Origin of the sequence: Schaalia cardiffensis, from assembly GCF_016405145.1 — a bacterium.
In the GTDB taxonomy this organism is placed as follows: domain Bacteria; phylum Actinomycetota; class Actinomycetes; order Actinomycetales; family Actinomycetaceae; genus Pauljensenia; species Pauljensenia cardiffensis.
Genome location: NZ_JAEKIA010000005.1, coordinates 76,151 through 89,294, shown reverse-complemented (window position 1 = coordinate 89,294; position 13,144 = coordinate 76,151). Strand labels below are relative to the sequence as shown.

General features: G+C 60.3%; 11 protein-coding genes. All 11 read left to right on the top strand.

Features of this window, described 5'->3' with window-relative positions; all coding sequences use genetic code 11:
* The first annotated feature begins 325 nt into the window (after positions 1-325).
* Positions 326-757 carry a division/cell wall cluster transcriptional repressor MraZ gene (mraZ, locus tag JFX23_RS04245; RefSeq protein ID WP_005961682.1) on the top strand — a complete coding sequence of 144 codons (432 nt, stop codon included), beginning with the start codon at positions 326-328 and terminating at the stop codon, positions 755-757.
* Between the two features lie 105 nt (positions 758-862).
* On the top strand, positions 863-1,840 hold the full coding sequence (gene rsmH, locus JFX23_RS04240) for a 16S rRNA (cytosine(1402)-N(4))-methyltransferase RsmH (RefSeq protein WP_198775869.1): 978 nt from the start codon (positions 863-865) through the stop codon (positions 1,838-1,840).
* Positions 1,837-2,232: a cell division protein FtsL gene (ftsL, locus tag JFX23_RS04235; RefSeq protein WP_198775868.1), complete on the top strand. Its 396-nt coding sequence runs from the start codon at positions 1,837-1,839 to the stop codon at positions 2,230-2,232. The genes rsmH and ftsL overlap by 4 nt, the downstream gene beginning before the upstream one ends.
* A gap of 9 nt (positions 2,233-2,241) precedes the next feature.
* Positions 2,242-4,005: a peptidoglycan D,D-transpeptidase FtsI family protein gene (locus JFX23_RS04230; RefSeq protein ID WP_198775867.1), complete on the top strand. Its 1,764-nt coding sequence runs from the start codon at positions 2,242-2,244 to the stop codon at positions 4,003-4,005.
* A 35-nt stretch (positions 4,006-4,040) separates the two neighbouring features.
* The gene (locus JFX23_RS04225; RefSeq protein ID WP_198775866.1) at positions 4,041-5,444 is read left to right on the top strand and encodes a UDP-N-acetylmuramoyl-tripeptide--D-alanyl-D-alanine ligase; all 1,404 of its coding nucleotides are present in this window, start codon (positions 4,041-4,043) and stop codon (positions 5,442-5,444) included.
* Positions 5,441-6,532, top strand: coding sequence for a phospho-N-acetylmuramoyl-pentapeptide-transferase (gene mraY / locus JFX23_RS04220; RefSeq protein WP_198775865.1), 1,092 nt, complete (start codon positions 5,441-5,443; stop codon positions 6,530-6,532). The genes JFX23_RS04225 and mraY overlap by 4 nt, the downstream gene beginning before the upstream one ends.
* Complete coding sequence (murD, locus tag JFX23_RS04215; protein WP_233050565.1) at positions 6,514-7,974, top strand: UDP-N-acetylmuramoyl-L-alanine--D-glutamate ligase; 1,461 nt, start codon at positions 6,514-6,516, stop codon at positions 7,972-7,974. The genes mraY and murD overlap by 19 nt, the downstream gene beginning before the upstream one ends.
* Positions 7,958-9,253 carry an FtsW/RodA/SpoVE family cell cycle protein gene (locus JFX23_RS04210; RefSeq protein ID WP_198775864.1) on the top strand — a complete coding sequence of 432 codons (1,296 nt, stop codon included), beginning with the start codon at positions 7,958-7,960 and terminating at the stop codon, positions 9,251-9,253. The genes murD and JFX23_RS04210 overlap by 17 nt, the downstream gene beginning before the upstream one ends.
* Complete coding sequence (locus tag JFX23_RS04205) at positions 9,250-10,368, top strand: UDP-N-acetylglucosamine--N-acetylmuramyl-(pentapeptide) pyrophosphoryl-undecaprenol N-acetylglucosamine transferase (protein ID WP_198775863.1); 1,119 nt, start codon at positions 9,250-9,252, stop codon at positions 10,366-10,368. Before JFX23_RS04210 ends, JFX23_RS04205 begins: the two co-directional genes overlap by 4 nt.
* Positions 10,365-11,771 (top strand): UDP-N-acetylmuramate--L-alanine ligase, encoded by a 1,407-nt coding sequence (gene murC / locus JFX23_RS04200; RefSeq protein ID WP_198775862.1) that lies wholly within the window; start codon positions 10,365-10,367, stop codon positions 11,769-11,771. The genes JFX23_RS04205 and murC overlap by 4 nt, the downstream gene beginning before the upstream one ends.
* A gap of 320 nt (positions 11,772-12,091) precedes the next feature.
* A complete protein-coding gene (locus JFX23_RS04195; RefSeq protein WP_198775861.1) occupies positions 12,092-12,892 on the top strand; it encodes a cell division protein FtsQ/DivIB in 801 nt (266 codons plus the stop codon).
* The last annotated feature ends 252 nt before the right edge of the window (positions 12,893-13,144 follow it).

Below are 13,144 nucleotides of genomic sequence, written 5' to 3'. Positions count from 1 at the left end.
GAGTTCGGAGCTGTCTCCTCCCCACTTTCCACCCCGGCCCTGCTCCCTGTTCGTCCCCACTTTGCACCCCGGGGCGCTCCACATTCCTCCTTGAGGAGCCCCAGAGCAGGCAAAACACTGATTCGGGCGTCTGATAACCCCCTCTTCTCTCGCACTCCAGACAAGCTCGAGAAAATCTTCCCCACTTCTCACCACCGCAAGTTTTCCGCATGGTTCTGCGGATTGTTGCTCTGTTGTGTGGAGGATCTTCCGAAAAACGGTGCCCTGAAAGTCAGTTTGTGGGGTAAAGTGGGGAAAAGTGTTCCGCGGGGGAAGGCGGTGAAACATGTTCCTTGGCACATACGAGCCCAAGCTCGACGACAAAGGACGCATGTTCCTCCCCGCCAAGTTCCGCGAGGACATGGAGGGCGGCATCGTCCTCACCCGAGGTCAGGAGCACTGCGTCTACGCATTCCCTGCCTCACAGTTCGAGGAAATGACGAAGGACCTCATGAACGCGCCACTGTCGTCGAAACAGGCGCGCGACTGGATCCGAGTCATGCTCTCGGGCGCCTACAAGGAGGTTCCGGATAAGCAGGGGCGCATCAGCGTCCCAGCCGATCTTCGGACCTACGCCGGTCTCGACCGTGAACTCACCGTCATCGGTGCCGGTTCGCGTGCAGAGATCTGGAATGCCAAAGCCTGGCGCGAGTACCTCGCCGTCCAGGAAGAGGTGTTCTCGCAAACCGCTGAGGAGATCATCCCCGGCATGTTCTGACTCGTTGTGCTCGGTCTCCATCCGTGTTCCGACATCACTTCCCCGATGGCGGAGCCCGGTGGGGGACCCGGCTCCACGAGTCGCCCTCGACAGGAAGGAGCGGATGTGGGCACCCCCGACACTTCGGCGCGTCATACGCCCGTCCTTCTTGACGAATGCCTCGACATGCTCGCACTCGGTCTGCCCGATGAAGGGGGAGTCCTCGTTGATTGCACCCTCGGCATGGGCGGGCACTCCGAAGCGGCCCTCAAACGATTCCACGACATCCGCCTTATCGGCATCGACCGCGACCCCCAGGCCATCGCCCTCGCCTCCCAGCGCCTCGCCCCCTTCGCTGATCGCTTCACCGCCGTGCAGACCACCTACGACCACATTGACGAGGTCGTGGCCCAACACTCGCCAAGTGGAAAAGCGGACGCGATCCTCATGGATCTGGGGGTCTCCAGCTTCCAGCTCGACGAGGTCGAACGCGGCTTCTCTTACTCCGCGGACGCTCCATTGGACATGCGAATGGACCCCACGAGTGGGATCAGTGCAGCCCAACTCCTTGCGAGCGCACCCGAGGAAGAAATCGCTCGGATCCTGCGCGTCTACGGGGAGGAACGATTCGCATCCCGGATTGCCCGGCGCATCGTTGAACGCCGAGATACGGAGCCGCTGAGCCGCACCGGTCAACTCGCTGATATTGTTCGCGCAGCCATTCCAGCCCCCGCACGTCGAAGCGGTGGCAACCCTTCGAAGAGGACCTTCCAGGCCTTGCGGATCGCCGTTAATGACGAGCTGAGGATCCTCGAAGATGCGATTCCAGCGGCACTGCGCTCTCTGAACACTGGCGGCGTCCTCGTGGTCGAGTCCTACCAATCTTTGGAGGACCGGATCGTCAAGGAGATCTTCCGAGCGGGCTCCTCGATCGATCTGCCTCCTGGGCTCCCGGTGATTCCCGAGCACATGGCACCGAGCCTTGAGCTGCTCACCAGAGGAGCCCGCATGGCCGATGACGCTGAAATCACCCACAATCCTCGATCCGCTTCTGTACGACTGCGCGGCGTCCGACTCGTTCGCGAATGGAAGGAGCTCTCATGAGAGCAGCAGCAGCCCAAACCGGGCCCGCCTCCCGTCCGGAGCGCCTGCACGCCTCCGTCCAACAGATCCGGGTTATTGAAGGGCAACGCAGCGGGCGCTCCGCCCTCGTCTTCTTCGCGGTCTTGCTCACCGTACTCATCGTTTCGGCAGCCACTTCGATCTTCCTGCACACTCGCATGGCGCAAACGGCCTACGAAATCCGTTCCCAGCAGATCATCCTCAACGAGCTCGATGCTGAAGCATGGTCAATGCAAGTGAGAATCGAGGAGGTTTCCTCGCCCTCCTCGCTCGAGACTCAGGCTCGCGCGCAGGGAATGGTTCCCGCGGGAAACACAGGCTTCATCACTTTGAATACGGGCGTCGTTGAAGGTGGAACGCCCGCCGCGCGCTAAGGCGAAACCATGAATCAATCTGCTCGACGAGCTCGCCACATTCTCCTGATGGTCGTGCTCTTGCTTTGCGTGTGCATCGTGCGCCTCGTCAACCTGCAAATCGTCCAAGCCCCGGAACTCGCGGCCGAGGGCGAAGCGGTGCGCACATCGAAGTCGGACATCGCGGCGAAGCGCGGTCAGATTACCGATGCGACCGGGATGGTTCTCGCTGACTCGATCCTCACCTATGACATCGCAGTGAACCAGGAGAACATCCGCAAGTACGTGCACTATGAGAAACAAGAGGTAGAGGGACAGACGAAGAATGTTGTCGTCGGTTACGGGCCCACTGAGGCCGCTCGCCAACTTTCCGAGCTGCTGGGCATGAGCACAGCAGAACTGGGCGGCCTTTTCATGGGTTCCTCGAGGTACGAGTACGTCAAGAGGAATGTTGATGCGGTCACCTACCGTAAGATCCGGGCCCTGAACATTTATGGCATCGAATGGGAAGCCGTGTACGAGCGCACCTATCCGAATGGTGCGCTCGCAGCTCCCGTGATCGGAACTGTCGATGCCAATGGGAAGGGATCTTCCGGAATTGAAGCGCAATACACGGACTCACTCAAAGGGATTCCCGGTACGGAGGCCTTCGAAATCGCACCCAATGGAGCGGTGATTCCGGGTGGCAAGCAGACCGTGAAGAATCCTGTTGACGGCGCGTCAGTCGCTTTGACGATCCACGCCGATCTACAGCACCAGGTCCAAGAACTCCTCGACGAAAGGGTGAGTAGGCACCAGGCCGATTGGGGCTCGATCGTTGTTGAAGATGTTTCGACCGGGCAGATCTTGGTCCTTGCGGATTCGAACTCGACGGTGCCCGATAATGCGAATCTGCAGGCCGTTTCCGCCGTCCAGTACGCGGTCGAACCCGGTTCTGTCGGTAAGCTCGTCACCTTCGCCACAGCCCTCGAAGCAGGATCAATCACGCCGACCACCGTTTTCAACGTTCCTTATCAATTGGACCTGGCTGATGCGGGCGGTCCGATCACGGATTTTCATGAGCACTCCGGCGAGGTCTTGACCGCTACGGGAATCCTCGCTGAGTCTTCGAACACGGGGACTGTCCTCGTGGGCCAGACGGTGAGTGACGAGCAGCGTTACACGATGATGCGAGGCCTCGGATTCGGTGAACCCACCGGGATTGAACTTCCGGGCGAAACCGGGGGCAGTGTGCGCCCGGACACCGAATGGCTTGGACGCGACCGTTATGTGTCTATGTTCGGGCAGTCTTATTCGATCTCCCCCCTGCAAGAAGCATCCTTCCTCGCAACCATCGCAAATGGAGGGGTCCGCATCGCTCCTCGGATCGTCAAATCGGTGACGAACGCCGATGGGACTGCTGTCATCCCCGAGGCTCCGACCCCGACCCAGGCAATGAACGCCCAGACAGCGCAAACTCTCATGACGATGATGGAATCGGTCGTCGAAGACAAACTCGGTACGGCAGGGGCAGCCAAAGTTAACGGCTACCGTCTTGGAGTGAAGACCGGCACCGCGGATATCATCCTCGAAGACGGCGGTCATGGCGTCGTTTCAACGACGGCCGGCCTCCTTCCCGTCGATGCTCCGCGCCTGGCGATTTCTGTCGTCCTTTACAATCCGAAGGTCGGGTATATCTCCTCAGATTCCTCCGCGCCGCTTTTCGGAGATGTCGCCAAAGTGGCTGTGAGGAACCTCGGGATTCCCGCATCGTCAAGCTCGCCGGATCTGTATCCGACGACTCCGACGCAGTGACGTCCGCGCTCACGCGGGCCGAGGAAAGGAAGAAGATGGAACGCTCGGCGGGTTGGATCGCTCAGGCTGTCACTGGAACACTGCACGGTCCCGACCGGATGGTGACCGGCCCTGTCGTCACGGATTCGCGCGAAGCTCAGGAAGGCTCCTGTTATGTTGCGCGCCGTGGCGAGATGAGCGATGGACACGATTATGCTCAGGCAGCGGTTGAGCGTGGTGCTGTTGGAGTGATCGTTGAGCGCATCCTCGACCTCGACCCACGGATCGCCCAGATTCTTGTTCCCGAGTCGACGAAAGCTCTCGGCGATTTTGCGAGCGCCCACCTTCATGACCTTCGAGCGAATCAGAGCCTCGATGTGATCGCCGTGACCGGTTCGGCGGGTAAAACCACGACGAAGGACCTCCTCTTCCAGATCTTGTCCGCCGATGCTCCGACCATCGCCCCCAAACTCTCCTTCAATAACGAGGTCGGGCTGCCGCTCACGGTTTTGAGCGCTGATCACACGACCCGACACATGGTTTTGGAGATGGGCGCCTCCGGGCCAGGCCATATTGCCTACCTCACGGAGATTGTCGCTCCGGACGTGGCGGTCGAATTGATGGTCGGCCACGCCCACCTCGGCGGTTTCGGCTCGGTTGAGGGAATCGCGAAGGCGAAGGCTGAGCTCATCGTCGGCTCTGTGCCTGGCGCTCCGGTGATTCTCAACGCTGATGATGAGCGTGTGATGGCGATGGCTCCTCTTGCGAGCGGCCCGGTCTGGACCTTTTCAGCCTCAGGCAAGCCTGAAGCGCAGGTTCGTGCCCTCAATGTCACGAGGGATGCCTTCGATCGCGCGCGCTTCACACTCCTCACCCCGGAGGGCAGGGGTGAGGTTGCTCTTGGAGTCGCGGGCGTCCACCATGTGAATAACGCGCTTGCCGCTATTTCCGGCGCCCTCGTTCTCGGGATCGGATTCGACAAGGTCCTCGCCGCGGTGAACGGCGCAACTGCTTTGTCCCCGCATCGTATGGATGTGGTGGACCTTGAAATCGAGGGCGTTCCTTTCACCCTGATTGACGACGCGTATAACGCGAACCTCGATTCGATGCGAGCGGGATTCGCAGCCCTTGCCGCTATCGGCCAGAATCGCCCTCGTTTCGCTGTGTTGTCCGAGATGCTCGAACTCGGCGAGGAATCCGCTGAGCTTCACCGGGCGGTCGGAGATATGGCGCGAGATGGGGGAGTCACGACGCTTGTCGTCCTTGGAGGAGATTCGCACTTCTACCTCGAGGGGGCGGGTGAAAAGGTCGAGGGCGTGCTCGCTGGAAGTGTTGAGGAGGCCGCAGCCTTGCTCTGTGCGAAACTGGAGCCTGGCTGTGTTGTCCTCGTGAAGGGGTCCTACGGTTCACAGTCGTGGAAGGTAGCGGATCTTCTCCGCGAGAAGGGAGTCCAGCGTTGATCGGACTTATTGCCGCATTCGTCATCGCTATCGCGGTCTCGATTCTGGGCACACCGCTTCTCATCGGATTTCTCACGCGCCACCAGTATGGGCAGTTCATCCGCCAGGATGGACCGACTCAACACCTCACGAAGCGAGGGACGCCGACGATGGGCGGCCTCGTCATCATGCTCGCAACTGTTCTTGCTTGGCTGATCGGTTCTTTCATCGCCGGGGTGGGTCCTTCCTGGTCGGGCTGGTCGCTGCTGGTGTTGTTCGTGGGTCTGGGGCTGATCGGCCTACTTGACGATGGCATCAAGATCTTTCGTCAGCGTTCCCTGGGACTTCACGCGGGAGCGAAGATCGTCGGCCAAATCCTGGTCGCCGCCGTTTTTGCCGGAATGTCTTTGCTCCGTCCGAATGTGCATGGCATCACTCCTGGTTCTCTGGCGATTTCCCTTGCTCGTCCCACAGCTGTGACTCTCGCCTTCGCAGGGTTGACGATCGGCGTCATCCTCTATTTCGTGTGGACGAATTTCATTGTCGCGGCCTGGTCGAACGCTGTGAATCTGACCGATGGTCTTGATGGGCTGGCGACGGGCGCGTCGATCTTCGTCTTTGGCGCCTACACCTTCATCACCTACTTTCAGCGCATCCAGTCGTGCTACTCCGACCACGCGAATCTTGCGGAGGCGGCCTGTTATATGACGCGTGATCCCATGGATCTGGCGGTCTTCTCGGCCGCACTGATCGGTTCTTTGGCGGGTTTCTTGTGGTGGAATGCCTCGCCGGCACGCATTTTCATGGGTGACACAGGTTCCCTCGCTCTCGGCGGCGCGGTCGCGGGCTTGTCGATCCTGACGAACACTGAGTTCCTCGCGATCATCATCGGTGGTCTTTTCGTCGTCATCACCATGTCCGACGTCATCCAGATTCTCGTCTTCAAGAAGACCCGGAAGAGGGTTTTCCGCATGGCTCCGCTGCACCACCATTTCGAACTCAAAGGCTGGCAAGAGGTCACGATCGTTATCCGTTTCTGGCTGATCGCCGCACTCTTCGCGATCACGGGCGCAGGTGTCTTCTACGCCGAATGGGTGTCGAAGCTATGAGCGGGCGCGTTGTCGTCATCGGCTGGGGCACCTCCGGTCGGGGTGCGGCTCGCGCTCTTCTCGCCCGGGGGCGTGAGGTGCTCGTGTTCGACCAGAATCCCCCGAAGCACAGTTTCGAGGGCCTCGAGTCCATTGAAGTCACCGTCGTCGAGGACGCGAAGGAGCTTGCTCAAGAGGCGATCCTTGCCGGACCGGAGGTCATCGTCGTCTCCCCGGGCATCCCAGCCCACGCCCCGATCTTTGCAGCCGCGAAAGCGGTGGGGATCCCCGTGTGGGGAGAAGTCGAGCTTGCGTGGCGCCTCCAAGAAGAGGGGACTCATGCGGGCCGTCCCTGGCTTGTCGTGACAGGCACGAATGGGAAGACCACGACCCTTGGCATGCTCGGCTCGATCCTGCGGGCCAACGGTGAGAATGCCATGGAGGTCGGCAATGTCGGTACCCCCATCACGGAGGCAATCGACTCGGATGCTGAGGTCTTCGCCGTCGAAATATCCTCTTTCCAGCTCCACACGACGCTGAGCGTGTCCCCTGAGGCTTCTGTGTGCTTGAACGTCGACGCCGATCACGTGGATTGGCATGGCTCTGTGGAGGCCTACGCCGCCGACAAAGCACGGGTGTATGAGCGCACGAGGATCGCCTGCGTGTATCCCGCTTCAGACCGGGTGGTCGAAGCGATGGTGGAGAACGCTGATGTTGTCGAGGGCGCACGGGCGATCGGCGTGACTCTTGGTACCCCGTACTTGTCTCAGGTGGGAATTGTTGAAGGAAGCATCGTTGATCGTGCCTTCCTTGAGGAGCGAAAGACCCACGCCATTCATTTGGCGGACCTTGCGGACTTGGAGGGCGCCTACGGGCCGCATCCGGGTGCTGCCGTCATCAACGATGCCCTCGCCGCCGCGGCCCTTGCCCGCGCTCACGGCGTTAGCCCTGAGGCCGTATCTGCTGGTCTTCGTGAGTATCGTCCCCTCGCTCACCGTCGCGCTATTGTCGCGCAGGCAGCGGAGCTGACGTGGATTGACGACTCGAAAGCGACGAATGCGCACGCTGCACGCGCCTGCCTCGCTGGGATTCCGGCAGGTCGCGCCGTGTGGATCGTCGGTGGAGACACGAAAGGGCAGGACCTGACTGGGCTGGTCGCCGAGGTTGCTCCTCTGCTTCGCGGTGCGATCGTCATCGGTGAGGAGCGTGAACCCCTCCTGCGGGCTTTTACTCAAGGTGCGCCCGCAGTTCCTCTCGTGGAGGTTGACGGACACGAGGATTGGATGTTCTCCGTTGTCAACGAAGCGGTCGCATTATCCTTACCCGGGGACACGGTTGTTTTCGCCCCCGCCTGCGCTTCCTGGGATCAGTTCGAGAACTACGTTCAGCGCGGAGAGATTTTCGTTGAAGCTGTGAAGCGTTTGGCCGCACAATGGGGGAGTACCGATGGAAGCTCTGCGTGAAGGCTGGGCTCGCCTGAGATCGCCAATCTCGAATCCACGTTTCGTTTCCGAAGGGCGTAGCGCGGGGAGCTTGAATCCGGTGGTCACCTACTACCTTATCGTCATTCCCGCGCTGGTCTTGGCGATTATCGGGATGCTCATGGGGTTTTCTGCGCAGACCGTGAGTTCGATCTTTGGTGGTGAGAATCCCTACCTCGACTATATGAAGCCTCTCCTGGTCATTCTGGGGGGTTTGCTGATCGCCTACGGAGTGCACAAGATCCCGATCGAGTTCTTCAAGACCTTCTCCTACCCGGTTTTCGTGTTCGCACTGATCTTGCAGTCCCTCGTCTTGACCCCCTTGGGGAGGGAAGAAGGCGGAAACGTCAACTGGGTGTGGATCCCGGGCTTGCCGTTCTTGATCCAGCCCTCCGAGTTGCTCAAACTCGCTCTGCTCCTCGTTTTGGCGAAGTCTTTGACTCATCCGGGGGCTCGCCTTCACGATTGGCGCCAGATGCTCGTCAAAGCAGGGGGGTTGCTCGGCCTCGCCCTCGTCTTCGTCATGTTCGGTCATGACATGGGCACAGCCATGGTTGTCGCTGGCCTTGCACTTGGGGCCCTGTGGGTGGCGAGGCTGCCTTCACGCTGGTTCGGGGTTGTGATTTTAGCTGCCATGCCCGTCCTGGGCATTTTTGTCGGCAAGAACCCGACGCGAATCCAACGCATTCTTGAAGTCATGCCGGGTAACACGGAGCGCAATATTTCAAAACCAGAGCAGATCGACCATTCCCTGTGGGCTTTCGGCTCAGGGGGCTTCACAGGCCTCGGACCTGGAGCTTCGCGCGAGAAGTGGGATTATCTCCAGGCCGCGCACACGGACTTCATTCTTGCGATCATCGGGGAGGAATTCGGTCTGCTCGGCTCGATCGCGGTCCTCGTGACAATCGCCTTACTCGTCTGGGGGTTGGTCAGAGTCTGCCAAGCGGCGAAGGACCCCTATGCCGTCATCGTCGCGGGTGGCGTCGCCACCTGGATCGGCTTTCAGACGATCATCAACGTTTTTTCGGTCACGAGAGTCGGACCGGTCGTTGGTGTTCCGCTTCCACTCGTGTCCCACGGGGGCTCGTCTTTCCTCTTCACCGTCATCGGTATTGCAGTAATCGCTTCTTTCGCGAGGGCGGATACTGGTATGACAATGTGGGGGCAGTCGCATGCCTTCAGCGGGATGCGTGATCCTCGCAAGGCACGCAGACGCAGACGCGCTGACCGCGGAAGTGTTGAGAAGGTGACAGAACAATGACTCGTAGGATCGTGTTGGCCGGTGGTGGGACCGCAGGTCATGTGAACCCCCTGCTCGCAACTGCTCTCACTCTGCGCGAACGCAACTTCACGGTCGATGTCTTAGGTACTCGTGAGGGCCTCGAATCTGATCTTGTACCTGCCGCCGGATTGGAGCTGTCCGTTATTGACAAAGCGCCTTTCCCGAGGCGGCCCAACCTTGAGGCCCTGCGTTTCCCCAGGAAGTGGCGCCGTGCAGTCGCGGCCTGTGAGGATGTGGTTCGCGGCGCCGAGTGCGTCGTCGGTTTCGGCGGCTACGTGTCGACCCCGGCATATCGTGCGGCGACAAGGCTCGGCGTCCCGATCGTCATTCACGAGCAGAATGCCCGTCCAGGGCTTGCAAATCGTGTCGGTGCGCGCAGCGCGGCTCTGCTTGCCTTGACTTTTGACAACACCCCTCTTGTCGCACGCCAGGGGCGAACCGAAGTGACGGGCCTGCCGCTTCGCCCCGCCATTGCACAACTCGCGCACAAGCGCCTTGACCCGAGTCTCGCCCGCCAAGCACGTGTTGAGGCCGCAGCTCGCCTTGAAGTGAACCCGGACCTGCCGACATTGCTCATCACAGGAGGCTCCCTGGGGGCCCTGAGCTTGAACCGGGCTCTTTCTCAAGCCGCCGAGCGTCTGCCCGAGGGCGTGCAGGTCATCCATCTGACCGGTCGGGGCAAGGACGGGCCGGTGCGTGAGGCGATCCGAGCAGCTGGAGTCGAGGAACGCTGGCTCGTCTGCGACTATCTGAAGACAATGGAAGACGCCCTCGCACTTGCTGATCTTGTGGTGTGTCGTTCGGGTGCGGGAACCGTTGCAGAAATGACTGCCTTGGGCTTGCCCTGTGTGTATGTGCCCTTACCGATCGGCAATGGGGAGCAGCGACTGAACGCCCATGGGCACGTCGAATCAGGAGGCGCGATCCTCGTGGAAGACTCTGATCTCAACGCAAAATACGCTGCGAGCCGCGTGTTCCCGCTTCTAGGATCTGAGCGCCTCAAAACAATGGCTGAGGCTTCACGCGGACAGGGGCGCGTCCACGCGGCTTCAGACTTCGTTGACCTCATCGAGTCCGTGATCGGAGAATTATGACGACCACAGTTCTCAGGCCCATCGAGGGCTCTTTCCATCTGATCGGTATTGGCGGCGCCGGGATGTCCGTCGTTGCTGAGCTCCTCAAAGAGCGTGGCGCGACCGTGTCCGGTTCGGATCGCTCCGACTCTGATGCCCTCACTCGTCTGAAGTCACGGGGGATCTCCTGCTTCGTCGGTCACGATGCGGCGAATGTTCCAGAAGACGCGACGATTGTCGTATCAACGGCGATCCGCGAGACAAATCCTGAGCTTGTGATCGGACGAAAACGTGGCCAGCGGATCATTCACCGTTCTCGGGCTCTCGCCTTGGCCGCTTCCGGGATGCGTTTCCTCGCCGTGGCGGGCGCGCATGGGAAAACGACGACTTCAGGGATGCTGGCGGTCGCACTGCGGGCGGCGGGACTCGACCCTTCGGTGGCGGTTGGGGGGATCGTCCCCCAGTTCGGCTCGGGCGCTCATCTGGGGACAGGTGATGTTTTTGTAGCAGAAGCCGACGAGTCCGATGCCTCCTTCCTCAACTATCGGCCAAATATTGAGATCGTGACGAATGTTGAGCCCGACCATTTGGATCGGTATGGCACTCCTGAGGCTTTCGAGGAGGTTTTCCTTGATTTTGCGAGGCAGCTTGATGTGGGGGGTGTGCTGATCGTCTGCGCTGAGGATCCGGGAGCGGCCCGTCTTGCGAGTGCTGCCCTTGAACTCGGTATCCGGGTCCTGACCTATGGTCGTCCTGAAACCAGCCTCATTCCAGCGGACATTGAGATTTCTGAACTGGAGCTTAGTGCCCGTTCGGGGAGTGCAATATTCGCGAGCTCGGCTGGAATCGTTCGTGTTGCTGTGAATGTTCCTGGCGTGCATAACATTTTGAATGCCGCGGCTGCGTGGGCGGCTGGAGTGCTACTCGGAATTGAACCGCAGGTGATGGCGAGCTCTCTTGAGGCTTTCACCGGGACTGCCCGGCGTTTCGAGGCGCGCGGCGAGGTGGATGGACGGCGCGTGTTCGACGATTACGCGCACCATCCAACAGAGGTCGCAGCGTCAATTGCTGAGGCGAGAATTGTTGTTGGGGATGCTCCTGTGGTGGTGGTGTTCCAGCCGCACTTGTTCTCAAGGACCCGGATTTTCGCTGAGCGCTTCGCCCAGGCCCTCTCGGGTGCGGATCGTGTTGTTGTGACTGAGATTTATGCGGCTCGTGAGGATCCTGAACCCGGGGTCACGGCTGAACTGATTTCTTCGAAGATCGAGGGAGCACTCTACGTGCCTGATATGCATGAGGCGGCGCGTCTGGCTGCCCGAGAATGCGGCGAGAAAGGCATTGTTTTGACGATGGGAGCCGGTTCGATCACGGATTGCGCGGACGACGTCCTTGAGGAGTGGTCCATTATGGCGGGCCAGGAGTGAAGCCTCCCTCCCCCCGGCGTCCTCGTTCCTCTCAGGGGCGGGGTGATTCTCAACGACACAGCCCTTCTTCTCGGGCAAGGAGTCCATATCCGAAGGCCCAAGGGGATGCTTCTGCTTCGGCGCGCCCTCAAAGGGGCGAGTCTGGAGCACATCCCCGCCAAGAGCGTGACTTCGCAGCGAAGCCCCGGCCAGAGTGTGCTCCCGGAACGAAGCTCTTCCAAGAGGGTGATGTCGGAGCACAGCCCCGCCGATTGGGCGGCTCTGGAGCACTCCAGCGTCAAGACGGAGTCTCGGCGGCAATGAGGCCCTTGGGAAAACCCGTGGGCCCCCGTTCAAAGGTCTTGAAACGCCCGATCGGTCAGCGAGACGCCGCGGACGTCCTCGGCCCTCAAGAGGCAACGGATTTAGCTCCGAGGCGCGAGGAGAAGGAACGCGCGAAGCGCTCTTTTTACATTCGCACCGCGCTGTGGACGCTGGTGGGAAGCCTCCTCATTGCTGGATTGGTGTGGCTTGTCCTTTTCTCCCCCCTTCTTGCTTTCGATCCGCATCGGATCCGCGTTGAAGGCGTGCAAGAGGGACTGATCAGTGAAGATGACGTAGCGGTAACACTCGACGCTTATAAGGGAATCCCCTTGCCCAGGGTCCCCACTGCAAAGATCGCGGAGCTTATTGAAACAAATCCTGTTGTCGCCGACGCTCAGGTCAGACGCGCATGGCCTGCCGGGCTCGATATCACTCTGAGCTTGCGCACTGGCGCGATGGTCGAAGCAAATGAGAACGGCTTCACGCTTGTTGACGCTTCCGGTGTGGCTTTCCAACGGGTGTCTGAGCGTCCTGAGGGGCTTCCCCTCGTGGCACTTCCTCAAGGGGAGGAGCGAAAGAACGCTGCTGAAGATGTTGTGACGGTGTGGAGCGCTTTGGGTGATTTTGTCAAGCAAAGGACTTCCCAGATCACGGCCGATTCGAAGAGCGTGACTCTTTCCCTCGACTCTGGGGCGCTTGTCAAGTGGGGGACACCTGATGATTCCGCTTTGAAGTCTCGGGTTCTCGAGGTGCTCGTCTCTCAACGTTCGGCGAGTGTTTATGACGTCTCCTCGCCAGCGCATCCGGTGACCTTCTAGCTATGCTCGCTCCGCTTGAGAGCGTGAGCATGATGGGGCTGAGCTGCTCTTTCCTTCAATAAGGGCGCGTGTCCTTCTGGAAAGAGGCCGATGAGCGGGGGAATTCTTGGCCGGAGTTCTTCGACAGTCCGAGTGTGGCGGAGAGAAGCCGGTGAGCAGGGGATTCGTAGTGTCCTCAGATTGGAGTTGTCCCCTGGCGCTCACACTCCCGCGTGTCGCCTTGAAGCGGCCCGGGTGCATCTCTACTTTTCT

Coding starts and splice junctions, on each gene's coding strand:
- JFX23_RS04230 (WP_198775867.1), top strand. CDS start 2,242: ATGAATCAATCTGCTCGACGAGCTCGCCACATTCTCCTGATGGTCGTG.
- murD (WP_233050565.1), top strand. CDS start 6,514: ATGGGTGTCGAAGCTATGAGCGGGCGCGTTGTCGTCATCGGCTGGGGC.
- murC (WP_198775862.1), top strand. CDS start 10,365: ATGACGACCACAGTTCTCAGGCCCATCGAGGGCTCTTTCCATCTGATC.
- JFX23_RS04205 (WP_198775863.1), top strand. CDS start 9,250: ATGACTCGTAGGATCGTGTTGGCCGGTGGTGGGACCGCAGGTCATGTG.
- ftsL (WP_198775868.1), top strand. CDS start 1,837: ATGAGAGCAGCAGCAGCCCAAACCGGGCCCGCCTCCCGTCCGGAGCGC.
- mraZ (WP_005961682.1), top strand. CDS start 326: ATGTTCCTTGGCACATACGAGCCCAAGCTCGACGACAAAGGACGCATG.
- JFX23_RS04225 (WP_198775866.1), top strand. CDS start 4,041: ATGGAACGCTCGGCGGGTTGGATCGCTCAGGCTGTCACTGGAACACTG.
- JFX23_RS04210 (WP_198775864.1), top strand. CDS start 7,958: ATGGAAGCTCTGCGTGAAGGCTGGGCTCGCCTGAGATCGCCAATCTCG.